This window comes from Arthrobacter sp. TmtSoilC77, from assembly GCF_059739415.1.
Genome location: NZ_AP046050.1, coordinates 1,463,603 through 1,488,315, shown reverse-complemented (window position 1 = coordinate 1,488,315; position 24,713 = coordinate 1,463,603). Strand labels below are relative to the sequence as shown.

Here is a 24,713-nt window from a genome sequence, read left to right as displayed (position 1 = left end):
TGGGTACTACTTTCTACTGCTGGAATGCGGGAGCTACTAAAGGAGGGTATCGGAGATGATCCGGGCGCCGGGCACGGGTCCGTGGACGGCAACCGCAGTGTGGCCTCGATGGGTCAGCTCTTCAGCGAGGACGCTGGCGGACACCGAGTCCCTGGCAAGCAGTGCGATGGTGGGCCCGGAGCCTGACACCATGCCTGCCAATGCGCCCCGGGCTTCGCCTAGCCCGATGGTGTCCCTCAGCTGTGGGGCAAGCGCAATGGATGCCCGCTGGAGATCGTTGATCAGCACCCGGCTGAGGGCCTCGGGATCGCCGTGCCGCAGGGCCTGGAGGATGGTCGGGTCAACGTCAACGGGCTCCGGAATTTCCACGCCTTCGGAGTCGCGGAGTCCGTCCAGGGTGTGGAACACGTCAGGTGTGGAGAGCCCGTAGTCGGCAAATACCAGCACCCAGTCCATTTGTGCCTTCGCCAGTGCGGGCGACAATTTATCGCCAACACCGAGTCCGACGGCGGTCCCGCCCAGCAGCGAGAACGGAACGTCTGCGCCCAACTCGGCTGCCAGGTGTGCGAGTTCCTCGCGGGAAAGGCCGCTGTTCCAGAGGGCATCGCAAGCGAGCAAGGTAGCGGCGGCGTCGGCGGAGCCCCCTCCCATACCTCCGGCGACAGGCACACGCTTGGTGATTTCAAGGTGGACGCCGGTTGGTTTCTCGGATAGCTCAGCCATGATGGCTGCCGCCTTGTAGGCCAGGTTGCGTTCGTCCAGGGGAATATCGACGCCGTCCAGGTCCAGCGTGCTGTTGGGGCTGATGCTGACGGTAATCCCTTCAGCCTCGGTGCTGGTGGCCGCCACTTCCTCATACAGGGAAACGGCCAGGTAGACGCTTGCCACGGAGTGGTAGCCGTCGGGGCGCAACGGACCGACGCTGAGGGAAACGTTGATCTTCCCGGGCGCTTTGACCCGGACCGTCCGGGCGTGGAAGCGATCGCCTACGTATGGCAGGCTGCTGGGTTTGCGGGTGTTCGGACTCATGCGTCCGCTGGGTGTCGGGCTTCAGCGATCCGGACGTAGGCAGAGATGTCCAGGACCTCGCCCCGGGCTGTGGGATCAACGCCTGCGGCGACCAGGCACTGTTCGGCTTCTGCCGCGCTGCCTGCCCATCCGGCCAACGCCGCGCGGAGGGTCTTTCTACGCTGGGCAAAAGCGGCGTCGATGACAGCAAACACCTGTTCCCGGGTGGCGTGCGTGGCGGGTGGGTCATGGCGCGTAAAGGCAACGAGTCCGGAGTGGATTTTCGGAGCTGGCCAAAACACGTTCATGCCGATCACGCCGGCCTTGCGCATGTGCCCGTACCAGGCAGCTTTGACCGAGGGCACACCGTAGATCTTGCTGCCTGGAGTTGCTGCCAGGCGGTCCGCGACCTCGTCCTGCACCATGACCAGTCCGTGCTGCAGGCTCGGGAAGTGTTGCAGCAGGTGAAGCACCACGGGGACGGCCACGTTATACGGGAGGTTGGCCACCAGTGCTGTCGGTTGCACGGGCAGTTCCGTGACCCTCATGGCGTCCGAAAGGACGAGGTGGAAGTTGTCTTCAGCCTCGGGTCGCCACGCACGAACGGTCTCGGGGAGCTTCCTGGCGAGCACGGGATCAATCTCAACGGCCACAACAGTCTTGGCCGCATCCAGCAGCCCCAGTGTCAGGGAGCCAAGGCCCGGGCCCACCTCAAGCACGGTTTCGCCGGCGTCGATGTTGGCGGCTGAGACAATCCTGCGGATCGTATTACCGTCAATGACAAAGTTCTGGCCCAACGTCTTGGTGGGGCGGACACCGATTTCCTCGGCTAACCGTCGGATGTCGGTGGCGCCCATCAAAGGCACGACGGCGGCGGGTTCGGAATTCGGTTCAGTCACCTAGGTATCGTATCGCCTGTGCGGGGTCACGCTGCGTGCGCGCAGCCCCAGTCGCTGAGGCCGTTCCTGGCGTAGAGGCGGTTGGCGATATCGATCTGCTGTGCTTTGGTGGCAAGGTTTGCAGTGGGGGCGTAGGCGCCGCCGCCATTGGCCAACCAGGTGGGGCTGGAGAACTGCAGCCCGCCGTAGTAGCCGTTGCCCGTGTTGATGGACCAGTTTCCGCCGGACTCACACTGGGCGATCCTGTCCCACATAGCTTCGTTCGGGGCGCCGGTGGGACCACTGGAAGTGGCAGCCTTGGCAGCGACGGGGCGGGCCTTCGTTCCGACCATGATCTTTTCGGTGACGGGCTGGGTGGTTACATTGCTGGATACAAGGGTGCGGGAAGCTTCTCGGCCATCCACCAATACCAGCTTGAAGGTCTTCACGACGGAACCTGCGACGCCCTTTTGGGTCACTTTCTCGTCGCCTTTGTAGAGCTCGGCACTATCGGTGCTGACGCTATCGAACGGTACTTCCTCAGTAGCTTCAGCGGTCTTGCTGGTGTCCACGCGGGAGACCTTGATCACCATGTCCTGGATGACCGGCGCATTTCCGGGCTGGGAGACGCGATCGCTGGCGCCCAGGGTGACTCCGGCATCCTTCAGGACGCTGGCGACGTCGGGCGCCGTCGTGGTGGTGCTGGTGTCCTTGCCATCAGCTACCAGGCTGATCGTCTTGGGTGTGGAGATGGAAACGAAGGAGCCTGTGACAGCAAGCGAGGCGTCCTTCGGCTGGGAGATTTCGGAGGAGCTCGCCACTCCCAGTTCACTCACCAGGCCGGCGACGTCCGGTGCGTTGGTGTTGACGGTCTTGCGGGCGCCGTCCAATTCGATGGAGACGGCCTTGGCGAGGTTGATGTTGACCACCGAGCCGTTTTCCACTTGGGTATCAAGATCCGGTGAAACGCGGTCTGCGTCCTTCAGCTCGACCTTGGCTGCCTTGACCACTTGGTCAACGGTGCCGCCGAAGGTCTGAATGGAGCTCACCTTGCCGTCTACGTTCAGGGTGATTGTCTTGTTGTTGCCGACGAAGGCGACTACACCGACCACCAGCGCTGCAACAACCAGCAACTGGGCACCGACTTTGAGAAAGCTGAACTTGCCATCCGTTGTGAAGAACTTGATCACGATTGCCCATAACTCTCAGACCATCCGGGCACGGGGAAAAGCGCAAAAAATAATGCCAGCCGCAAAACTGAGGGGCCAGGCAAAAAAGCCTGGTCCCACCCTCTGCTGCCGGCATCTGCGCCGCCAAATACATTCAACTAAAGAGCCCGGACGAATCCGGACCAGTTTTCCGAAGGCCTTCCCCGACCCCGGCTACTTGTTGTACACAGTAACCGATCTGTTATAAACGGACCAAGAATTCTACATACCGGGTATTCATCGCCGACGGTCCCACAGAGCTTCGAACGCCCCCGATCAGCCCCACGATCCGTAGGCATTTACCGTATTTTCAGCCAGCCTGGCGCAAAGTTCCGAAAGGTCATCTTCTGTCACTTCCGCCATCGAGCGAACTGTGTACGGCACCATGTAGCTCGCATTTGGCCGCCCACGGTACGGGTGTGGCGTGAGGAATGGCGAATCTGTTTCCACCAGGATCCGGCTGGGCTCCGCAATGGACAACGCTGCCCTCAGGTTGCCGGCATTCTTGAACGTCATGGTGCCCGCAAAGGACATGTACCAGCCGTTCTCATTGCAAATGCGTGCCAGCTCCTCATCACCGGAGAAGCAGTGGAAAACTACCCGCTCCGGGGCCCCTTCCTCCTTCAATACCTGCACTACGTCATCGTGGGCGTCGCGGTCGTGGATCTGCAGAGTGAGGCCTAGCCGCTTGGCGATGTCGATGTGCCTTCGGAAGGAGTACCGCTGATGTGCCAGCCCTTCACCGTGGGTTCGGAAGAAGTCCAACCCTGTTTCGCCGATGGCACGGATCCGCGGGTGGGCAGCCAGTTCCTCGATCTCTGCCAGCGCCGATTCCAGCTCCCCCCGCCCCGCGTAGATGGGTGCGTCGTTGGGGTGGATGGCAACCGCTCCCAGCAAGCGGGCATCGGCCTGGACAGCGTGTACCGTGAAGCGCGACGATTCCAGGTCGCAGCCAACCTGGATCGCCCCTTGGACACCAACAGCTTCGGCGGCATCCATGGCGTCCGCAACGCCGACTTCGATCAAACCGTGCCGAAAGTCCAAGTGGGTGTGATTGTCCATCACCGGGACGGGAAGCGGTTCCGGGGCCGGAGGGTACTCTTTGCGGGAATCCGAGGCTTCTGTTGCACCGGAGGACGCGCGGTAGGGAGCGGGGGCGAGGGAATTGCACATGTTCCCACCTTAATCGGACCGCGGTCCCCCGTGCTGCGGGACAAATTCCAGTTGGCACATAAATTCGCGGAGCACTATGTCAGGGACGGCCAAAGTCTGGGTAGTCTGGAACGGACAGACGGCCGACACCGGCGTTGGCCACGGCTGAAGGGCAATCCATGGAGTCCAAGCGACAAGTCACCGTTGAGCCTTCCCCACTCCAGGGCGAGGCGTACAGCGCGCTGCCCCGGGAAGCCGCCGCGCTCAATGGACACAAGCCGCAGGTCATGGACGCCGAACGTTTCCACGATGCCAGCGAGCGCATCCTGGCCTCCATCGGCAAGGTCATCGACGGCAAGGCGGACGCTGCGAAGCTGGCCCTGACAGTTCTCCTGGCCCAAGGCCACCTCCTGCTGGAGGATGTGCCCGGCGTTGGCAAGACCCTGTTGGCGAAGACACTGGCCCGAACCGTGGACTGCACGGTGTCCCGTATCCAGTTCACCCCGGATCTGTTGCCATCGGACGTGACGGGCGTGTCCATCTACAACCAGTCTTCGCGGCAGTTCGAGTTCCGGCCCGGCGCGGTGTTCGCGAACATCGTGATCGGCGACGAAATCAACCGTGCCTCAGCCAAGACCCAATCCGCGCTCCTGGAGTGCATGGAGGAACACCAGGTGACGGTGGACGGGCATTCGTACCAGCTGGGATTGCCGTTCATGGTGGTGGCAACGCAGAATCCCATCGAAATGGAGGGCACTTATCCGCTGCCCGAAGCCCAGCGCGACCGCTTCATGGCCAGGATTTCCATGGGCTATCCGGATCGGGATGCCGAGATCGAGATGTTGGAAACGCATCAGGCGGCCTCTCCCCTGATCAAGGTAACCCCAGTGGTCACGGCAGCCGATGTGGCAGCCATGATTGCAGCGGTCCAGCAGGTCTACGTGTCCACGGCCATCAAGGAATACACCGTTGCCATTGGCCGTGCCACGCGTGAAAGCGCCCGCCTTCGACTCGGTGCCAGCCCGCGGTCCTTGCTGCAGTTGCTGCGCGCCGCGAAGGCCACGGCAGCTTTGGATGGACGCGATTTTGTCCTTCCCGACGACGTCGTGGACGTGGCCGAATCAGTACTCGCGCACCGCATCATCCTGGACCGCAAGGCTGCGAGTTCCGGCGACACGCCCCAAACAGTCCTGCGGGGCATCCTCGCTTCCCTCCCGGTTGCCCAGGAACCGCCTGGCGCGTGGCGCAGGGACAAGCAAAGCGCATAGGAGACAGCGGGCATGGCACTCGTGGATAGGCTCCCAAAGCATTTGTTCACCAGCCGCGGATGGGGATTGCTCGCCGCCGGGGTGGCCTCGTTGGTCTGCGCCTACATTATGGGCAGACGTGATCTGCTGACTCTGGCCGTCTTTTTGTTGATCCTTCCTTTGGTTGCCCTGGCTGGTGTCCGGGTCTGGAAACCCAAGTTCCAGGTGTACCGGGAATTCAATCCCTCCACCGTGGAAACGTCCACCGCCACCACCGTTCGCCTGGCGGTCGCCCGATCCACGTTTTCCACCGGCCACGTGATCATGGAGGAGCAACTGCCTCCACGGTTCGGTGATCCACCGGCTTTCCGCTTCCCGGCCCGGTCTGCAGCAGGTGGCACCAGCCGCTACGAATACCATCTGCGATCCGGCAAGCGGGGACAGTTCCGCATAGGTCCTGTTACTGCCGAGTTCAGCGACCCGTTCGGCTTGTCGTTGCGGCGTCATGCCATCGACGACGGCGACCTCCTCACCGTGACGCCGGCCGCCGTCGAACTTCCCGTAACGGGACTCGCGGGGGCGCGTGGGAACGATGGCGTAACGGCCACCCGGATCAGGGCGAACCCTAGCGACGACGACATCATGACGCGCGAATACCGGCACGGCGATCCGATGCGGCGCGTCCACTGGCCCGCCACAGCGCGGCACGGACAGCTTATGGTCCGCCAGGAGGAATCTGTTACCACTCCGGAAGCCACCATCATCCTTGACCAACGATTCGCGGCCTTCGCCTCCGGCAGTGCCTCGGTTTTCAGCTCGCACGACGACGACTCGGACCTGGTGACCAGCCCGAATTTTGAGTGGGTTGTGACAGCGGCAATGTCCATCAGCGCGCACTTGGCCGAACGGAACTACTCGCTGCGCGTCCTGGACGCCTTCGGTAGCCCGGCCTTCATTCGCTCGCCGTCGGCACCGGATCCGGGCGTGGAAGAGTTCAGTGGCGTTGCCGGCCTTCATGCCATTGCCGAAGGTTTGGCCGCGATTGAGTTGAGCGGACCAAAACACCACTGGGTTGACCACCACAGGGCTGAACATCACAGGGCCGGAGAAAATAGTCCGGGGCACGCCCGGCGCTCCCCCGAACCCATCGGTTCCGTGCCTAACCGCAGTGGGGCCTTGGAGGTGCCGGGCCAGGAAAGCGTTGATTCGGTCTTCGACGACCGCCTCATGGACAAGCTCGCTGCGCATCGTTTGCGCGGGCCGCTCCTTGCCTTGCTTGGCAATCTGACCCTTGCCGAGGCCAAAGCCCTTGCTCAGGCGGCCGGCTATGGTGCCAACGCCTTCGCGATAGTAGTCACGGACCCTCAAAGCAGCAACGAGTCCCGCAACCATGACTCCCGGAACCCGGACTTCCGAAACAAGGACGATGTCCTGGAAACCTTGAGGCAGGGCGGCTGGAAGGCTGTCTCCGTCACCTCGAAGACACCACTGACAGCGGCCTGGTCCGACTTCGACGAAGGCGGCCTGCTGGTTGCTGCGAGCGCGGCAATGGACGTACGGCGCGGAGCCGCGGTGCCGCGATGACCGCAACGTCCCATCGTGGGTCCCCTGCAACATTCCAGCGGGGCGTTCCCCAGCAGGGTGCCAGCGGAGACGGGCCCGCCCCCGCTTCACCTCAACAACGGCCGCAGGCTCCCGGCCTCTACCCGTGGATCATGGCTGGTTCCGTTGCCGTGGCCGTTCTTGGTGCGGCCATATCCCTGAATGGAGTGTTCAGGGGCTGGGCCTGGTTCATGCCGCTGATCACCACCGTTGTAGTGGTGGCCCTGACACTGGCCATCCTGCGGACCCTCCGGATCCAGCCCTTGGTTACCACGCTGGGTGCCTTGGCAGCATTGGCCGGCATACTCAGTTTCACGTTCTGCCGGCAGGACAGCTTCCTGGGCTTCATCCCTACCACCGGCACGTTTGCCGCGGTAGGCCGGCTCATCAAGCGGGCCGCCGAGACGGTTGTGTCCGAGAGCGCTCCGGTGGCCCCCAACGCGGGGATTGTCTTCGTCACGTGTGCGTGCCTGGGACTTCTGGTGATCCTGATCGATGCTTTGGCCGTCCCGCTATCGATGCCGGCGGCCAGTGGAATCGGACTCCTTGCGGTCATGGTGGTTCCTGCAACCATCAAGCCGCAAAGCGTAGGTGTCGCTGGATTCGTTGGGGCCACGGTGGGATATCTGCTCATTCTTGGTTGCAGCCATTGGTTCGCCCCTGACGCCAGGCTGCAGTCCGGAGCACCACGAAGTTCCGGCCAGATCAGGCGCTCCCTGGTGACGGGGGTGCTGGCACTGGGTTTGGCATTGGTTGTTCCGCTGGCCATTCCCGGGTTTGAAACAGGCACCTTCCCGCAAGGCTCGCGGTTGAGCCCTTGGGGTACCTCGAACGGCCTCAATCCGATGATCACGCTGGGTAACAGTCTTCGCAGTCCCACGGGGGCAGGACGCATCACGTACTCCACCAGTTCCAGCGCAGCCACTTACCTGAGGTCTGTCACCATTGACCACTTCGACGGCGAAACCTGGGCACCTGATGACCGCTCCGCCACACGGCGGGCCGGGGTGGACCGGATAGAGCCGGGTTACTCCATCCAGGGAGAAGTCGTGAATGCGGTGACGTCCATCAATGCGGGCTTGTTCACCAGCCCGTACTTACCGGCGCCGTTCGCCCCCGTGTCCGTTAACGGGCTGAACGGCCGTTGGACCTGGGATCCGGCCACCCTCAGCATCATGAGTACGGAGACGAGCACGCTGGCCCAACGCTATGTGGTCTTCTCGGCGGCACCCAAGATCAGTGCGCAGGCCCTGTCGCAGGCAACAGGTAAGCCAAAGTCCATTTCGGAGGACTTCCTCCGCGTTCCAGGGAACCTGCCAAGCATTGTTCGCCAGACGGCGGAGCAGGTCACGTCTTCGGCAGGCAACAACTACGCCAAGGCGCTGGCGATCCAGAAATACCTGCGTTCCAGTGAATTCACGTATTCCCTTCAAGCGCCGGTGCAAAACGGCTATGACGGCAACGGGTTGTCGGTGCTGGCGGACTTCCTGGCGGTCAAGAGCGGCTATTGCGTCCACTTCTCCTCCGCCATGGCGGTGATGGCCCGCGTGGAGGGCATCCCCAGCCGCATTGCGGTGGGATACGCACCCGGGCGGCTGACGGGCGAGACCGTGGCTTTGGTTGGCCAGGGATCGTTCCCTGAGTATGAGGTAGATGCCCGTGACGCGCACGCGTGGCCCGAGCTCTACTTCGAAGGACTGGGATGGGTGCCCTTTGAGCCGACTCCTTCCCGTGGGGTTGTTCCGGAATATGCCACCGAGTCCTCAGTCCCGGGCAGCCTGAGCACCAATGCTGACGAGAAGGACGTTCCAGGCACCACAGTGACGCCTCCGCCCACCACCGTTCCGCTGCCGGGAGGCGACGCGCAAACTGCCGGCTCTGCGCCACGTGACCCGCTGCCAACGGTTATTGCCACGATTGCGGCAGTGCTGTTGCTCGCTGCTTTCCTTGGCTCGCCGAGGCTGAGCAGGGTAGTCGTGCGACGCCGCCGGCTCAGTCCAAAGGAACCAGCGGATCGTGGATCGCCTGACGCTTACCACGACTCTGCCGCCCTCGCATGGGCAGAGTTGCAGGACCTCGCCACTGACTATGGTGTACCGTCCACGCCCAGTGAAACGCCAAGGCACTTTTCGTCCCGGCTCCGTTCAAGTTCCATTCTGGGCGAGGCCGGGGGTCTCGACGACGCCGCACATGCCGCCGTCGCTTCACTCACCACGGACTTCGAACGGCAACGTTATGGTCGCCCGATGGAGGCAGCCTCGCCGGCGGCTGCCAGGATCGCTGTTGTTCGTGACTCGTTACGGAACAATGCCAACTGGCTGGTCCGCTTCCGTGCCAACTGGCTGCCGCCGTCGCTCATGCGCCGCTGGTTCCACGCACTCGGTGCCCCCGCCCGCGCTGTGGGGTCCCTGTTCCGGCGGACGGGGCAAGGGATTGCCGGATCATGGCGCGCGCTCAGGGGACTTCTCCCGCAACGCCGCTAAGACCGCGATCCCACGTGGGAACAGCAAAGGGCCCGACTCCGGAACTTATGGCTCCGGGGTCGGGCCCTCTGCTTGTCTCTACCGTTCTTGTTGCGAGAGCGGTGGACGGGACCCCTGGACTGGTCGGGGTACGGGACTCAGCCGGGGTACGGGACTCAGTCGGGGTACAGGACCTAGTCGGCGTACGGGTCGGCGATACCTACGTACTGGGTGTAGAGGTACTCTTCGATGCCTTCGGAGCCACCTTCGCGGCCCAGGCCGGACTGCTTGACGCCACCGAACGGTGCAGCGGCGTTGGAGATGACACCGGCGTTGAGGCCGAGCATGCCGGTCTCAAGCTTCTCGCTGACCCGCAGGCCCCGGTTGAGGTCCTTGGTGAAGACGTAGGCAACCAGGCCGTATTCGGTGTTGTTGGCCAGGCGGATGGCGTCGTCTTCGGTGGAGAACGTGACGATCGGGGCCACTGGTCCGAAGATTTCTTCCTGGAGGATGCGGGAGTCGGCGGCGACGTTCTTCAGCACAGTGGGCTGGTAGAAGTAGCCGGGACCGTCGACGGCGGCACCACCGGTGACTGCTGTGGCACCTCCTGCTACGGCTTCGGTGACGAGGGCGTGCACGCCATCGCGGGCCTTGCCGTCGATCAGCGGACCAACCTTGGACTCCGGCTCGGTACCGCGGGCTGTGGTGAGCGAACCGATCTTCGCGGCGAACTTCTCGGCGAAGGAGTCGGCGATGGACTCGTGCACGATGAAGCGGTTTGCTGCGGTGCAGGCCTCGCCCATGTTGCGCATCTTGGCGGCGATGGCGCCTTCAACGGCCTTGTCCAGGTCAGCATCCTCGAAGACGACGAACGGTGCGTTGCCGCCAAGTTCCATGGACGTGCGCAGAACCTTGTCCGCGGCTTCACGGATCAGGGCCTGGCCTACCGGGGTGGAACCGGTGAAGGAGATCTTGCGGAGGCGGTCATCCTTGATCAGCGGTCCGGTGACAGCACCGGCCGTGGAGGTCTGGATGACGTTCAGGACACCTGCGGGAAGGCCGGCTTCCTGCATCACCTGCGCGAAGAGCAGGCTTGTCAGCGGGGTGAGGTTGGCGGGCTTGAGCACCATGGTGCAGCCAGCGGCGACGGCCGGAGCTACCTTGCGGGTGGCCATGGCCAGCGGGAAGTTCCACGGCGTGATGAGCAGGCAGGGTCCAACCGGCTTCTTCTGAACGAGCAGGCGGTTCTTGCCGTCCGGCGCTGCGGAGTAACGGCCCGAAACACGGACAGCTTCCTCGGAGAACCAGCGCAGGAATTCGGCGCCATAGGTGACCTCGCCGCGGGCTTCGGCCAGGGGCTTGCCCATTTCGAGGGTCATCAGCAGCGCGAAGTCTTCGGCGCGCTCGGTGACGAGTTCGAAGGCACGGCGCAGGATCTCACCGCGTTCGCGCGGTGCCGTGCGTGCCCAGTCAGCCTGGGCGGCAGCAGCGGCGTCCAGGGCCGCGGCACCGTCTTCAGCACCGGCGTCGGAGATGCTGAGCAGGACCTTGCCCGTAGCCGGGTCCTCAACATCAAAAGTCTTTCCGGATCCCGCCGGACGCCACTGACCGTTGATCAGCAGGCCGGTGGGGACGGAAGCCAGCAGTTCGCTTTCGCGTTCAACCGTTACAGTCATGGCGACTCCTTCGTCTTGGGTGCATTGGAGGGTTGCACCACTAGGGTTCCTTGCCAGAATTGGCTTGAATTACTGCCACGGTACTGCCATGCAAGAAGCAGTGTCTACGCCTTCACGCACTGCCATGCGCCCGCCAAATTGTGCACCTGCACAGGGATGATCAGCGTGCTGCAAGCACCGCCGAATACAGCTCCCGCTTGCTGATACGGGCGTCATCCGCCACGGCGGCGACGGCTTCCTTCAACCGGATTCCTTGGGAAATGAGCTCGTTCACGGCAGCTACATGGTCTTCCGGCTTGCCGGGAGCCTGCTCGGGAGCGCCACCCACGACCACGGCAATTTCGCCGCGGACTTCATTGTTTTCTGCCCACTCCAGGAGTTCGCGCAATGTTCCGCGGATGACTTCCTCGTAGGTCTTGGTCAATTCCCGGCAAACAGCCACCCGGCGTTCCGGTCCGAAGCGCTCGTGCAGCGCCCGAAGCATCACTTCAAGCCGGTGCGGAGCCTCAAAGAACACCATGGTGCGGCGCTCGTCAGCCAAGTCCGCCAGGCGGGAATTCCGCTCCCCCGACTTCCGTGGCAGGAAGCCTTCGAAGCAAAACCGGTCTGTGGGCAGTCCGGAAAGCGCAAGGGCCGTCAGCACGGCGGAAGGTCCCGGCACGGCAGTGACGGTCAGGCCTGCGGCAACGGCTCCCTCCACTAAACGGAAGCCAGGGTCTGAAACCGCCGGCATTCCGGCGTCGCTGACCATCAGGATGGTTTTGCCGGCCCGCACATACTCCAGCAGTTCACCGGTCTTGGCTACCTCGTTGTGTTCGTGATAGCTGATGACGCGCCCGGACACCTCCACGCCCAAGGCCTGGACCAGCCGATGCAGGCGACGGGTGTCCTCGGCTGCGACGATGTCCGATGTCGCCAGGAGTTCGATCAAGCGGGAGGATGCATCGCCCACGTTGCCGATGGGAGTGGCAGCAAGCACAATCCTGCCGCTTGCCGTGGTTGCGCCCGTGTCGGCAGCGGCTTCGGGTTCCTGGGCCGCGTCCGGTTCATCAACCGCCGATGCATCATCAAAGGGGGCTTCGTCCGGGGTGCTGTGTTGTTCGTCCACCTGCCAAGCCTAATGCCGCGCGCACTTCAACGCCGCAGCAAGAGCGCACTTCAACGCCGGAGCAAGGATGGAACGGTAGCATGGGCGGGTGAGCCAGTCCCCCGTTCCCACCACCGATTCCGGAACCCCCGCAGTGTCGGCATTACCTTCCGGAGCCACGGACGTGGCGGCAAGCAACGGCTCCGGAGAGCCGGCCCAGGAAACAACGGCCAGGGGAACTACCTCATGGCGGCCGCCGTCCAGGCAGGACGACCCCGCTGGCAGCAACAGCAAGCTGCCTGCCGGACGCGGGCTCGAAGGCCACCGCTGGATCGCCAGACCTGCTGCGGCCTTTTCGGTGGACGCCCTGACATCGCGTTTGATCGGCGGGATCCAAAGCTGGCGGGATTACCCGCCGTCGCTGCGTTTATGGTTCTGGTTGATTCCCGCCATTACCGCCGCCATCGGCGGAATCCTGCGCTTCTTCCGTCTCGAGGTCCCCCACAGCCTGGTCTTCGACGAAACGTATTACGTCAAAGACGCGTATTCGTACCTCGTCAGCGGATACGAACGCAGCTGGCCAGCCAACGCCAACGATTCCTTCAACGCCGGCAATCCCGAGATCCTGCTCAATACCCCGGAGTACGTGGTTCATCCTCCGGTGGGGAAATGGATGATTGCCTTCGGCATGTGGTTGTTTGGGGCTGACAATCCGTTCGGCTGGCGTTTTGGTGCCGCCCTGACCGGGACGCTCACGGTCTTCCTGCTCTCACTCATCACGCTGAAACTCTTCCGTTCCCACACGCTTGGCGCAGTGGCCGGCTTGCTGCTCGCGGTTGACGGCCACCACCTTGTGTTGTCGCGAACGTCCCTGCTGGACATCTTCCTTGCGTTTTGGATCCTTGCCGCCTTTGGTGCTTTGCTTTTGGACCGCGACGACGGCCGGCGTCGCCTTGCTTCCAGGCTGGCCGCCCGTGCGGCTGCTTCATCCGACGGCCGGCCCTCGGCCAAGCAACTGTTGGCCGGCCCCTGGTTGGGGATGCGTTGGTGGCGCCTGGTTGCCGGGATTTGCCTCGGACTGGCTGTGGGCACCAAATGGTCTGCGCTGTTTTTCGTCGCTGCGTTCGGCTTGTTGACCGTCTTCTGGGACATGAGCGCCCGCCGCATTGCCGGGATCCGCAGCTGGCCCAGTGCAGCGGTCATCAAGGATGGACTTCCGGCTTTCCTGACCATTGTCCCGATCGCGGCGGCCACGTACGTCGCCACGTGGACCGGCTGGTTCCTCTCCAAGGATGCCTACTACCGCCAGTGGGCGGCCACCAATCCGGCGCCCGGGTGGGATTGGCTGCCCAATTCCGTGCGTTCCCTGGCGCATTACCACCTTGAGGCGTACAAGTTCCATCAGGGCCTCAGTGCCGACCACCCCTACGAATCCAGCCCCTGGACCTGGCTGGTCATGGGCAGGCCCACCTCGTTCTATTACCAATCGCCCAAGCAGGGCACTGCCGGCTGCATTGCCGAGACGTGTTCCTCGGCCATCCTGCCCGTCGGCAACCCCATTGTCTGGTGGGGCGGCACCATTGCCCTGGTGATCCTGCTCTTCTGGTGGACAGGCCGGCGGGATTGGCGCGCCGGGGCCATCCTCGTTGGAGTCGGGGCTGGATACCTGCCGTGGTTCATGTATCCCGAACGCACGATGTTCATCTTCTACGCAGTTTCCTTTGAACCGTTCCTGGTGCTGGCCCTGACGTATGTCCTGGGGTTGGTGCTGGGCCGCACCACCGATCCTCCTTGGAGGCGGAGATACGGACTCTACATAGTGGGCTCGGTTGTGGTGCTGGCCGTGCTGGCAACAGCGTTTTTCTACCCCGTACTGACCGCCGAAGTCATCAGCTACCAGGAGTGGCGGATGAGGATGTGGATGCCATCGTGGATCTAGGAGGAGGATCGTGAGGGAGGCAAGCACGGAGCTTCTGGTCGAGGCCGACGAGAATACCAACGTGACCGACCTCCTTCTGGAACGATGCGCCAAGGACCCGTTCGGCAACCTTTACGCCCACAAGACAGCCAATGGGTGGCTCAACGTGCCTGCTGCGCGCTTCCTCGCGGACGTCCAGGCACTGGCCAAGGGTCTCATCGCAGGGGGCGTCAACCCCGGCGATCCCGTAGCTGTGCTCTCCCGCTCAAGCTTCGAATGGACCTTGGTGGACTTCGCCATCTGGATGGCTGGCGGAGTTACCGTACCCATTTATGAAACGTCTTCGGCAAGCCAGATCGAGTGGATCCTCGCCGATTCCGGTGCCCGGCGCATCTTTGTGGAAGACACCTCCAAAGCAGACCTGCTTCACACCCTCGTTGAGAAGTCCACAGCTTTGGGTGAGGACCCGGTGACGATCATCCGCATGGAGCACGACGGTGAGGCCCCGAACCTGACCAGCCTTGCCGCCGTCGGAATTGGCATTATGGATGCCGAACTTGAGCGCCAGCGCAGCGCCGCCAACTTGTCCGATGTAGCCTCGATCGTCTACACCTCCGGCACAACCGGCAAACCCAAGGGCTGCGAAATCACGCATGGCAACTTCGTGCTCGTTGCCAGGAACGTCATCCCGTTCCTCCCCGAACTGTTGATGCAGCACGGCGCGCGAACGTTGATGTTCCTGCCGCTGGCACATGTCCTGGCAAGGGCAGTCCAGGTGGTCTGCCTCACCGCAGGCGTCACGTTGGGGCACAGCCCGGGTGCCAGCGGCCTCATGGCGGACCTGGGCGCCTTCAAACCGACCTTCCTGCTGGCAGTTCCCCGCATCTTCGAAAAGGTCTACGCCGGCGCCGGACACAAAGCGGCAATGTCAGGCAAGTCCGGACTGTTCGCCACTGCGTCCGCGGCCGCCGTCGAATATTCGACGGCGGTAGACCTCGCCGCCCGCGGGCAGGGGTCCGGTCCGGGTTGGTTCCTTAACCTCAAGCATTCGGCATTCAACAAGCTCCTCTACCCCAAGGTGCGGGAGGTCTTCGGCGGCGCCATCGGCTACACCGTGTCCGGGGCCAGCCCCCTCAGCCTCCGGGAAAACCATTTCTTCCACGGCGCGGGGATCCCTGTCCTTGAGGGCTATGGCCTGACCGAAACCACTGCGCCCTGCACCGTCAACACGCCAAGCATGTCCCGCATAGGGACCGTTGGCATACCGCTGCCCGGTACCACCATCCGCGTGGCCCCGGATGGCGAGGTGCTGGTCAAGGGGATCGGCGTGTTCAAGGGCTACCACCGCAATGAGGCCGCCACCGCTGAGGCCTTCGTCGACGGCTTCTTCCGCACAGGAGACCTTGGCGAGCTTGACCCGGACGGGTTCCTCACCATCACAGGCAGGAAGAAAGACCTGTTGGTCACCGCAGGGGGCAAGAACGTCGCACCCGGTCCCCTCGAAGAGAAACTGCGGGAGCACCCGCTTGTGGGACAGGCCGTGGTGGTGGGCGACGGCAAGCCGTTCGTCGCAGCACTGGTGGCCCTGGATCCTGAAGGGCTTGAAGACTGGTGCGCCGAGAACAAGCGCGACGCCATGTCCCCCAGTGAAGCCGCCAGGGACGAGCGCGTTCGTGCAGCAGTTCAGTCTGCGGTGGACGAAGCGAACACTCTGGTGTCCTCGGCCGAATCCATCCGTAAGTTTGGCTTTATCACTGCGGATCTCAGCGTCGAGTCCGGGCACCTGACGCCGTCGCTCAAGCTGAAGCGGGCCGCGGTGGTTAAGGACTTCTCCTCGTTGGTGGAGAAGCTTTACGAAAAGTAGCGCCCCGCTCGTTTATGCGACGGTTTCGCCGGTGTGCTTGCGGACACCTGGGGTATCGCTTTCGTCGTCGATCTCCGTTGAGGACGCATCTTCTTCGGCCGCTGACTTGTCGTCCAAACCACGGCGGCGACGCGTTGGCCAGGTGAGGATGAAGGTGATCGTTGCGGCCAGGAACACGAGCGCTCCAATGACGATTCCGGCATCCACCCAGAACTGTCCCGGGAAGAGACGAATCAGCGTGTCTTCCAGCGAGAATGTCCAGGTTCCATTGGCGAAGAAGATCCGGTGGAACTCCGTGAAGAACTGCTGCCAGCTCAGGGCTGCCAGCACTCCAAGGCCGATGATGATGACCAAGGTGACGATGGAGCCGGCGAAGAGCCCGCGCCGAACACCGCCTGTACTGCGCTTACGCAAGTAGGCAATGGCGATGATGCTCAAAAGAATGAGCAGCAGGCCGGCACCGAACGAGGACAGAATGACCATCTTCACGTCCGCCATGTGCGCGACTTCGCTGTCCTTGAAAAGCTTGGCACCGTCCTGGTTTACCAAGCCACCCAAATATCTGGGCCCGGACCAATTGCTCAGGTAGTCCACAGCATAGGAGCCGTAAGTCATGCGATCGTCCGTGCTGAACCCGTAACCGTCTCCGGGGAAACCCGGCCGGTTGTATTCAACCCAGAGGAAGAGGGGGCTGGTCACTGCGCGGACAGCCAGCACCAAGAGGATCACAGGGAAGAAGACGGCGAGCAATACCTGGAAAATGCGGGGGCCGATCGGCTTGACCTTTGCAGCCTGTTCGCGTTCCGCATTACGCCTGGCAACTTCGTCCTCCGGCGGACGAACCTGGAGGGCCGACGTCGGCAACGGTTCCGAATAGTGTGCCGGTTGGCGACTTGCGGGCGCATCTGCCACCGACTCCGCGAAAAGCGGTGGCTCCGGCTCAACATCCGCAGCCTCGGCAGCCTTCCGGTCAGCGCGGCTCTCGGGCTGAACCGGGACCGGACCTGAGGGAGCAGCAGAAGAACCACCAGGCGCCTTGGGCTTCATCCAGTCAAAGGCCGGCTCGTCGGGGTCCTCGTGGACGTCCGTCCCCGGATCTTGTGGTTTTGGGCTCTTGTCACTCACAGCGGTTTCACTTCCGTAGGCATCCCACCGGCCTGACCATGCTGCCGGCACTCTTGTCTGCATTCGAGCCTACAGTCCGGCTTTGGGCGGAGACGAGGAGCCACCCCGCGTTGGGCAAGATCGAAACGCAACTGTAAGGTGCGGGCGTGTCCGCCTAGACAGCAATCCCCCGGTAGCCGGCGTCATGGCTGTCAAGATCGCCGGTAGCGCCCGAGCGGAATGAACGTCCACCCACAACCAGGGTGTACGTCCAATAGGCCACCAGGACCAGCGCCCCGATCGCGATCTTCATCCAGACAGGCAAGGGGCTTGGTGTCACGAATGCTTCCACGAGGCCCGAGATGAGAAGAACGAGGACCAACCCGAGGGCAACCGTGATGAGCGAACGTCCTTCGTCCGCCACGGCCTGCATCCGGGTCCGGGGTCCGGGCCGGACCATCGACCAAAAAATCTTCAGCCCGGCTGCGCAGGCGATGAACACCGCGGTCAATTCCATGAGCCCATGCGGAAGGATGTAGCTGAAGAAGACATCCAACTTTCCCGCGGAGGCAAACACGCCGGCTGCCGCACCCACGCCCTGGGCGTTGAGGAAGAGAATCATGGGCACCCAAAACCCCGTAATTCCGAACGCAACGGCTTGGGCTGAAATCCAGGCGTTATTAGTCCAGACCGCGCCGGCAAAGGACGCCGCCGGATTCTCCGAGTAGTAGTCGATGAAGTCGTCTTCAATGTACTGACGCACCCTGTCATCGCTGCCAAACGCGGCCCGCAGCGCCTCGGGCGACGTCCCGATCCACAGGGCGTACGCCCCACTCACCAGCACGAAGAACATCCCACACCACACTGTTAGCCATCGGAGTCTGTAGAACGCCGCCGGCAAGGCGATAACGAAGAAACGGGCGAGGTCTTCCATGAAGTTCGAACGTGCCCCGGTGAACCTGGTTCGAGCCTGGGCAAGCGCGGCAGACAGCGATGAGGACAGGGCCGTCTCGGGAGCCACCGAGCGGATAAGGGACAAATGTGCGGAGACAGTCTGGTACAGGCGCAATAGTTCGTCGGCCTCGGACCCAGTGAGCCGCCGCTTATGTGCCAAAAACGTCAGCCGCGACCATTTGTCCCCATGCACGGCCGAAAAGGCATCGATGTCCACGGCACCACCCTATCCCTGCCTGCCCTATTCCTGTCTGCCCTGATGGTCGCGGCTAGACTCGTTGATGCGGGTACATGATGCGCCCGCCGCGATTGCTGGCCACCGGGGGCGGATTTGAGTTCAATCATCACAGGCGAGGCAGTGGTCCTGGAATTGCGCCCGGCGTCCTTCGCCGCCCGCGCGCTGGGGCTCATTCTGGACGTCATTGCCAACGTCCTGCTCCTGATCCTCCTCATCATCCTGGTCCTCTCCGCCGCCCGGGATCTCGATGAAGCCGCGGTCCGGGCCATGGTCCTGGCCTGTGTCGTCTTCTCCTTCGTCATCGTTCCCGTCGGTGTGGAGACGCTCACCCGCGGCCGCTCCTTGGGGAAGCTGGCCGCGGGCCTGCGTGTGGTCAGGGACGACGGCGGCTCCATCCGGTTTCGGCACGCGGTCATCCGTGGGCTGCTCGGGTTCCTCGAGATTTACATGACTTTCGGTGGCCTCGCTATCGGAGTGGCGCTCTTCAACGACAAGTCCAAGCGCCTCGGCGACGTCGTAGCAGGCACTTACTCCCTGCGGCAGCGCGTGCCCTCCGAGCCGAGGATCTTTCCCGGCGCTCCGCCATACCTCCAACCATGGGTGGCCTTAGCGGACATAGGCCGGATCCCCGACGCCACAGCCCGCCGGGCCGGAACCTTCGTTCAGCAGGCGTACCTCATGGCACCATCCTCACGCGCCAGGATGGCCGCAGCGCTGGCCTCCGAGCTGGCCAACTACGTCGCGCCGCCACCGCCAGCGGGAACGATTCCCGAGGACTACATAGGGGCAGTCCTCGGTGAGCGACGCAACCGCGAATTTGCCCGCCTCCGCACGGCGGAACAGCGCAACGCCGCCATCGGCGAAAGGCTCCGCAAGCTGCCGTTTACCCAGGGCTGAGACAACGTCGCAGCCTTTCGCCGATGTTCCTAGTGCCAATGGGCAGGCGTAGCGAGTCTTTCAGGCAGGCGCGTTTCCCGGTTTCCTTGGGCGGCGTTGATTTGCGGTTGGGTGAGGTAGAGGGACCTTGCTAGGTTGGCGCCGTGGAGACGGGTATCGCGCAGATCGGCGCCGAGGAGGTCAACGGCGGTTAAGTCACTGCGCTCCAGGTTTGCCCCTATCAGGTAGGCACCGCGGAGGTCCGAGCCGCATAGTTGCCGCTTTGCCAAATTGGCACCCATGAGGTCGGCACCCGGGTGGATTCTGCCGTCGGGCATTTCACGGCCCTCAGCCGCATATGAAGCGCGCACCTCCTCGCTGACCTCCATCAAAAGGGCGCGCACCCGGGCGTGTAAATGTCCGACGTCGGCAGCCAGGACTGCGGACACCTCGCCTTGGGATGTGGTTTCGATATCTGCGGAAAGCCCGCGGGCGGTGGCCGCCAGCTCGGGATCGAAAGCGCGTTGTTCAGCTTCGGCCAAGTACCACAACATTTCGTGCAGTTGCTTGACGATCTTGAAGACAGCGAACATCGAGGCCTTGGACTCCGGATCCTGGACCCAGCTCGTACCCCCAAACGTGCGTTGGGAAACCACTTGGCCTGCGCCGAAGCAGTCAAAGACAGTACATCCGCTGAATCCGCGGGGCCGCAAACGTTGATGGATGGTGCAGGAAAAGTCGCTGGCCATGTTCGGGCAGGCTGAAGCAGCCGGTTTATCGATGGCGAAATCGGCTGAGCGGGCAAAGCCAAGGGCGGTGCAGCAGAGGGCGAAGCAATTGCTGCAGTCCGGGCGAAGGGTTGGCGAAATAGTCATTAGTGCTCCAAGCGATGAAATGGAATCCGGTGGAAGGAGCCGGGAACCCTGCGCGGGTTCCCCTAGGGAAGACTCGTAATCACCACGGAGGGCAGCACAAATAACAGGTCCGGCCAGGTGCCGGAACCGGAAAGGAGAATCAAAGACCGCAAGAAATAATCACTGCCTCGATATTAACAGCAATTCTGTCCCCGGCTGGAGATGGAGGCTACCGCTGGGCGTAGCTGGCCCAGGGGATGTTCCAGTCGCCGAACCCCTCCAAGGGCTCCACAGCCGGCGCACCAGTATTCAGGATCTGCACCACATCACCGGTTTTCATGTTGTTGAAAAACCAGGCAGCATCCTCGGGCAGCAAGCCAACGCAGCCGTGGGAAACGTTCACGCGTCCAATGGCGCCCCAAGCGGACTCCAGGGCTTGGTGGACATAGACGCCGGACCACGTGAGGCGGTTGGCATAGTCCACCACCATTGGAGCGTAATAGCCCTTGTCCCCGGGTTTGAGGCCGATGCTTCCAGCGTTGAAGTTGGATTTGCGTTCTTGTTCAAGGATCACGGCATAGCCGGTGGGCGATAGCCAGTCTTCGCCACCCAGCGATACGGGTGCGGTGTGCATCAGTTGGCCATCGAAGTACACGTTCATGGTCTTGGTGTTGTCATCCACCACAGCCACGCGTTGCGGTCCCGTAGTGAAAGTGGAAACGACATCGCCGTTGCCGATCATCTTGTTGCCGAAATCGACGCCCAGGAGCTTCATATCCACTGTGACCGTGGTTCCCGACGCCCAGAAGGCCTCCGGACGAATGCGGACCTTCTTGTCCGAGTACCAATGCCACGCCACTGGCTGGCCCGATGAAACGGTGATGGCAACGCGCTTTTCCATCGCGGCCTTGTCAACCACAGGTTCACTGAAGTTGATTTCGATCGGCTGGCCCGAGCCGGCAACTGTGCCGTTACGCGGATAAATGGAAGCATCGGCCTCGTAGGCGGCAGAAACCGTGGTGAAGGTCTGCGTCTTCTTCGTTTCCTTACCTGCGGTGTCCACAATGGTGAAGGAATAGCTGTATTGGGTCTTGAACTTCAGGACCTCAAGGGTTGTCCATGTGCTGCCATCCGCGCTGGTCTTCCCCTGCACAGGTGTACCGCCTTCAACCGGCGCCAGCACAACATCCTTGACCTTGCCGTTGACGGCCTTGATCTGCGGGCCAACCACTGGATTCCACTCCACAGCGCCATCCAGCGGTGTGATGCCCAGTTCGACGGGTTTGGCCTCCGGCGTCGGAGTGGAGCGGGTTGTGGCCACGCCGTTGGGGGTGGAACCGGACAGCAATCCAGGAACAGTGGCAACGCCAATACCGCCCACGACGATGGCCGCAAAGACCCCTCCAATGGCAAGGATCTTGCCCGTTTTCCGTTTGGCGACTTCCGTCATGGTTCCCGTCTTCCTGTCCCCCGGCAAGCAATACTGAACACCCAATTCTAGCCGAAAGGCCGGCCACGCTGGTCACGTGTCCGGCCTTTCACTGCGGCTTGGGGCTGCCGCTTGGAGGTTACTGGCACCCCAAAACTGAACTTGGCCTAGTAGCGGTAGTGCTCCGGCTTGTACGGACCTGCAACATCCAGGTCCAGGTAATCCGCCTGATCCTTGCTCAGTTCCGTCAACTCCACGCCAAGCGCATCCAGGTGCAGGCGGGCTACCTTTTCGTCCAGGATCTTGGGCAGGACGTAAACCTGCTTATGGTATTCGCGTTCCCCGGCCGGCTGGTCCTTCTTGGTCCAGAGTTCAATCTGCGCGATCGTCTGGTTTGTGAATGAATTGCTCATCACGAAGGACGGGTGGCCCGTTGCGTTGCCCAGGTTCAGGAGCCTGCCTTCAGACAGCACGATGATCGACCGTTCGGAGTCGGAGCCGGCGTCGAAGACCCACTCGTGAACCTGGGGTTTGATCTCCACCTTCTTGACGCCGGGAACCTTGGCAAGACCTGCGATGTCGATCTCATTGTCGAAGTGGCCGATGTTGCCCACGATCGCCTTGTTCTTCATGCCCAGCATGTGCTCGGCCATGATGACGTCCTTGTTGCCGGTGGTGGTGATGAAGATGTCACCCTGGGCAAGGACAGATTCCAGCTTGGCCACTTGGTAGCCATCCATGGCGGCCTGCAGGGCACAAATGGGGTCTATCTCGGTAACTACAACGCGCGAACCCTGGCCGCGTAGTGCTTCTGCCGCACCCTTGCCGACGTCGCCGTAGCCACAAACCACGGCAACCTTGCCGCCCATGAGGACGTCCGTTGCACGGTTGATTCCGTCCGGCAGCGAGTGGCGGATGCCGTATTTGTTGTCGAACTTGCTCTTGGTGACGGAGTCGTTGACGTTGATGGCCGGGAACAGCAGTTTGCCCTGTTCGGCGAGTTGGTACAGACGGTGCACGCCCGTGGTGGTTTCTTCCGTGACACCCTGGATCCGGGCGGCCACGCGTGTCCACTTCTGCGGGTCCGCGGCCAGGGTCCGGCGAAGGAGGTCCAGAATGAGGACGTACTCTTCAGGATCTTCCTCGGTGGCTGCGGGAACGGCGCCTGCAGCCTCGAAATCGACGCCCTTGTGCAGCAGCAGGGTGGCGTCGCCGCCGTCGTCCAGGATCATGTTGGGACCCAGCTCCGGGTTGGCGTCCGCTCCGGGCCAGGTAAGGATCTGCTCTGCAGTCCACCAGTATTCCTCGAGGGTCTCGCCCTTCCACGCGAACACGGGAACACCCTGCGGATCTTCCGGCGTGCCCTTACCGACGACGACGGCGGCGGCGGCTTCGTCCTGGGTGGAGAAAATGTTGCACGAGGCCCAACGAACTTCGGCGCCCAGGGCGGTGAGGGTTTCGATGAGGACGGCTGTCTGGACCGTCATGTGCAGCGAACCGGCGATGCGGGCGCCCTTGAGCGGCTGCGACGGGCCGAACTCAGCACGAAGGGACATGAGGCCCGGCATTTCGTGCTCAGCGAGACGGATCTGGTGGCGGCCTGCCTCGGCAAGGGAAATGTCAGCCACTTTGTAGTCGAAAGTCATGGAAGTCCTTATGGATGTTTAGGCGTACCGTGCGGGATTGCTGTTCTGGAAGTACTCAGGCCTTGGCGTTGTGCTGGCTGGAGCTTGCGGCGTTGGAAGCAGCCAGCAGTTCCGGCGGCAGAAGCAGGGGAATGCCGTCCTCAATCGCGTAACGGACCTTTTCACCGTTCTCGGCGGTAGCCGTTGACACAAGGTCCTCCCCCTCCTGGACCAGCGATGAACCCGTCACTGGGCAGCGCAGGATGGACAACAGTTCAGGACTGACCTTTGGCATGAATGATGCTCCCTGGATGGCGCGGGCATGGCGCCGCTGGCGGATTTATCTGCAGATTCCAGCCTACAGCGCAGGACCATCCACCAAGGAGCCGACGAAGATTTGAGTCCGGGATTGCCGTGCGTGTCCGGGGTGGTCGTACGTGTCCGGGGTCGCCGTGTGTGGCAGGGTCAGGACGGACCTAGGACGGTTCGCGCAGTATCCGCAAGTGGCCGCGGCGCGCACCTTCAACCATGGCGGGAGGCTCCACATGCGGCCGACTGGAACGCGGTGGGGTGTCCGTTGCCGCTGAAGCTGCTTCCCGCACCGCGTTGGCAAGAGCCAGCAAGTCATCGGGGCCAGGCTCCGGAGGTGTCGTTGGCATAGCCAGGCGCAGCACTTCCCAGCCCCGCGGGACTGTCAGGGATTCCGCATGCTGGGCGCAAAGATCGTACGCATGCGGTTCGGCGTACATGGCCAGCGGGCCGAGGACCGCTGTGGACTCGGCATACACGTACGTCAAAGTAGCCACCGCGGATTGGCGGCAGGCGGACCTTGAACACTGACGAATAGCACCCACAACATCCCAGATTAGCGCCCCTTGGCCCATAACCTGCGCATTGGCTGGCCGTGCCCACCCGGAAGGTGCAGTCAGCGCCGGTCACGGCGCGCTGGTCGCCATGATGTCGCGTTGGCGGTTCCTCGGGACTAAAGTCGATATATGCAGTCACAGCCACATGTTCCTGGCTTCACAATCCGGTGGACTGACGCCGCAGGCGATCAGGCAAAGGAACACACCGGCACGGATGTCCGCGGTTTCCGGCGGCGCCGGAGAAACCGTCACGGCAGAGGATTGCGTGGGGAACTCATGCTCCCAAGTCTTCCCGGCTTCCGGACCCGCGCCGAACGTTTCGATGACATGGTGCTGGACTCAGCCGAACGCCTCCAGGATATGTGGGGCAAGCAGTTGGATGGCGTGCTCTTCGCCGTCGACGAAATCCCGCCGAACCTGGAGCAATTGGTCGCCGAAGGCGCGGCAGCCCCCATGGGCTCCTACACTCCGGGCAGCCGAGGCGAAGCACCCATGATCGCTGTGTACCGCCGTGTCGTCGAACAGACAGCCGGAACACGGGAAGAGCTCCAGGACCTCGTTCACGACGTCGTGGTGGAGTACACCGCGGAAATGCTCGGGGTACCGCCGGAGACGCTGGATCCGGTGTACCGGCGTCGCTACCAGTAGCGCCCGCGGGTCCCAAC

The 24,713-nt window shown here is 62.7% G+C and carries 20 protein-coding genes; 7 read left to right on the top strand and 13 right to left on the bottom strand.

Annotated features, from left to right (window positions below; all coding sequences use genetic code 11):
* Nucleotides 1–36: 36 nt before the first annotated feature.
* The 4 genes from AC6I99_RS06950 to AC6I99_RS06935 all read right to left on the bottom strand — a co-directional run bounded on the left by AC6I99_RS06950 (nt 37) and on the right by AC6I99_RS06935 (nt 4,267).
* Nucleotides 37–1,029 carry a 4-(cytidine 5'-diphospho)-2-C-methyl-D-erythritol kinase gene (locus AC6I99_RS06950; protein WP_224091703.1) on the bottom strand — a complete coding sequence of 331 codons (993 nt, stop codon included), beginning with the start codon at nt 1,027–1,029 and terminating at the stop codon, nt 37–39.
* Nucleotides 1,026–1,907 (bottom strand): 16S rRNA (adenine(1518)-N(6)/adenine(1519)-N(6))-dimethyltransferase RsmA, encoded by an 882-nt coding sequence (gene rsmA, locus AC6I99_RS06945; RefSeq protein WP_497960681.1) that lies wholly within the window; start codon nt 1,905–1,907, stop codon nt 1,026–1,028. Before rsmA ends, AC6I99_RS06950 begins: the two co-directional genes overlap by 4 nt.
* A gap of 26 nt (nt 1,908–1,933) precedes the next feature.
* A complete protein-coding gene (locus AC6I99_RS06940) occupies nt 1,934–3,076 on the bottom strand; it encodes a resuscitation-promoting factor (RefSeq protein WP_224091692.1) in 1,143 nt (380 codons plus the stop codon).
* 294 nt (nt 3,077–3,370) lie between these two features.
* A complete protein-coding gene (locus tag AC6I99_RS06935) occupies nt 3,371–4,267 on the bottom strand; it encodes a TatD family hydrolase (RefSeq protein WP_497960680.1) in 897 nt (298 codons plus the stop codon).
* Nucleotides 4,268–4,425: 158 nt separating this feature from the next.
* On the opposite strand from AC6I99_RS06935, the gene AC6I99_RS06930 reads away from it, so the two are divergent.
* The 3 genes from AC6I99_RS06930 to AC6I99_RS06920 are packed head-to-tail and all read left to right on the top strand — an operon-like array spanning nt 4,426 to nt 9,578.
* Nucleotides 4,426–5,514 (top strand): AAA family ATPase, encoded by a 1,089-nt coding sequence (locus AC6I99_RS06930; protein ID WP_224091690.1) that lies wholly within the window; start codon nt 4,426–4,428, stop codon nt 5,512–5,514.
* Nucleotides 5,515–5,526: 12 nt separating this feature from the next.
* Nucleotides 5,527–7,077, top strand: a complete 1,551-nt coding sequence (locus tag AC6I99_RS06925; protein WP_497960678.1) for a DUF58 domain-containing protein — start codon at nt 5,527–5,529, stop codon at nt 7,075–7,077.
* A complete protein-coding gene (locus tag AC6I99_RS06920; RefSeq protein ID WP_497960676.1) occupies nt 7,074–9,578 on the top strand; it encodes a transglutaminase TgpA family protein in 2,505 nt (834 codons plus the stop codon). Before AC6I99_RS06925 ends, AC6I99_RS06920 begins: the two co-directional genes overlap by 4 nt.
* 173 nt (nt 9,579–9,751) lie before the next feature.
* Here the strand turns inward: AC6I99_RS06920 and AC6I99_RS06915 are convergent, their stop codons facing one another.
* Complete coding sequence (locus AC6I99_RS06915; protein WP_223936356.1) at nt 9,752–11,233, bottom strand: NAD-dependent succinate-semialdehyde dehydrogenase; 1,482 nt, start codon at nt 11,231–11,233, stop codon at nt 9,752–9,754.
* A 160-nt stretch (nt 11,234–11,393) separates the two neighbouring features.
* Nucleotides 11,394–12,341, bottom strand: a complete 948-nt coding sequence (gene rsmI, locus AC6I99_RS06910) for a 16S rRNA (cytidine(1402)-2'-O)-methyltransferase (protein ID WP_497960675.1) — start codon at nt 12,339–12,341, stop codon at nt 11,394–11,396.
* A 274-nt stretch (nt 12,342–12,615) separates the two neighbouring features.
* Between rsmI and AC6I99_RS06905 the strand changes: the two genes are divergently transcribed.
* Both AC6I99_RS06905 and AC6I99_RS06900 read left to right on the top strand, forming a co-directional pair.
* Nucleotides 12,616–14,259: a dolichyl-phosphate-mannose--protein mannosyltransferase gene (locus AC6I99_RS06905; RefSeq protein ID WP_497961940.1), complete on the top strand. Its 1,644-nt coding sequence runs from the start codon at nt 12,616–12,618 to the stop codon at nt 14,257–14,259.
* A 10-nt stretch (nt 14,260–14,269) separates the two neighbouring features.
* Nucleotides 14,270–16,102: an AMP-dependent synthetase/ligase gene (locus AC6I99_RS06900; RefSeq protein WP_497960674.1), complete on the top strand. Its 1,833-nt coding sequence runs from the start codon at nt 14,270–14,272 to the stop codon at nt 16,100–16,102.
* A 12-nt stretch (nt 16,103–16,114) separates the two neighbouring features.
* On the opposite strand, the gene AC6I99_RS06895 is transcribed toward AC6I99_RS06900, so the two are convergent.
* Nucleotides 16,115–17,227, bottom strand: coding sequence for a TIGR01906 family membrane protein (locus AC6I99_RS06895; protein WP_497960672.1), 1,113 nt, complete (start codon nt 17,225–17,227; stop codon nt 16,115–16,117).
* A 154-nt stretch (nt 17,228–17,381) separates the two neighbouring features.
* Entirely contained in the window at nt 17,382–18,377 is a 996-nt protein-coding gene (locus tag AC6I99_RS06890) for a stage II sporulation protein M (protein WP_497945687.1), read from the bottom strand.
* 114 nt (nt 18,378–18,491) lie between these two features.
* Here AC6I99_RS06890 and AC6I99_RS06885 point away from each other — a divergent pair, with 114 nt between their 5' ends.
* A complete protein-coding gene (locus tag AC6I99_RS06885) occupies nt 18,492–19,295 on the top strand; it encodes an RDD family protein (protein WP_224091645.1) in 804 nt (267 codons plus the stop codon).
* A 29-nt stretch (nt 19,296–19,324) separates the two neighbouring features.
* Here the strand turns inward: AC6I99_RS06885 and AC6I99_RS06880 are convergent, their stop codons facing one another.
* From AC6I99_RS06880 to AC6I99_RS06860, 5 genes are all read right to left on the bottom strand, one after another.
* Nucleotides 19,325–20,149: a pentapeptide repeat-containing protein gene (locus AC6I99_RS06880; RefSeq protein WP_497945688.1), complete on the bottom strand. Its 825-nt coding sequence runs from the start codon at nt 20,147–20,149 to the stop codon at nt 19,325–19,327.
* Nucleotides 20,150–20,357: 208 nt separating this feature from the next.
* Complete coding sequence (locus tag AC6I99_RS06875) at nt 20,358–21,578, bottom strand: L,D-transpeptidase (RefSeq protein WP_497945689.1); 1,221 nt, start codon at nt 21,576–21,578, stop codon at nt 20,358–20,360.
* 146 nt (nt 21,579–21,724) lie between these two features.
* A complete protein-coding gene (gene ahcY, locus AC6I99_RS06870) occupies nt 21,725–23,203 on the bottom strand; it encodes an adenosylhomocysteinase (protein WP_497945691.1) in 1,479 nt (492 codons plus the stop codon).
* Between the two features lie 55 nt (nt 23,204–23,258).
* Nucleotides 23,259–23,477: a Trm112 family protein gene (locus AC6I99_RS06865; protein WP_224091642.1), complete on the bottom strand. Its 219-nt coding sequence runs from the start codon at nt 23,475–23,477 to the stop codon at nt 23,259–23,261.
* A gap of 181 nt (nt 23,478–23,658) precedes the next feature.
* Nucleotides 23,659–24,036 carry a DUF3499 domain-containing protein gene (locus AC6I99_RS06860; protein WP_497945692.1) on the bottom strand — a complete coding sequence of 126 codons (378 nt, stop codon included), beginning with the start codon at nt 24,034–24,036 and terminating at the stop codon, nt 23,659–23,661.
* Nucleotides 24,037–24,177: 141 nt separating this feature from the next.
* Between AC6I99_RS06860 and AC6I99_RS06855 the strand changes: the two genes are divergently transcribed.
* Entirely contained in the window at nt 24,178–24,696 is a 519-nt protein-coding gene (locus AC6I99_RS06855; protein ID WP_224091639.1) for a metallopeptidase family protein, read from the top strand.
* The last annotated feature ends 17 nt before the right edge of the window (nt 24,697–24,713 follow it).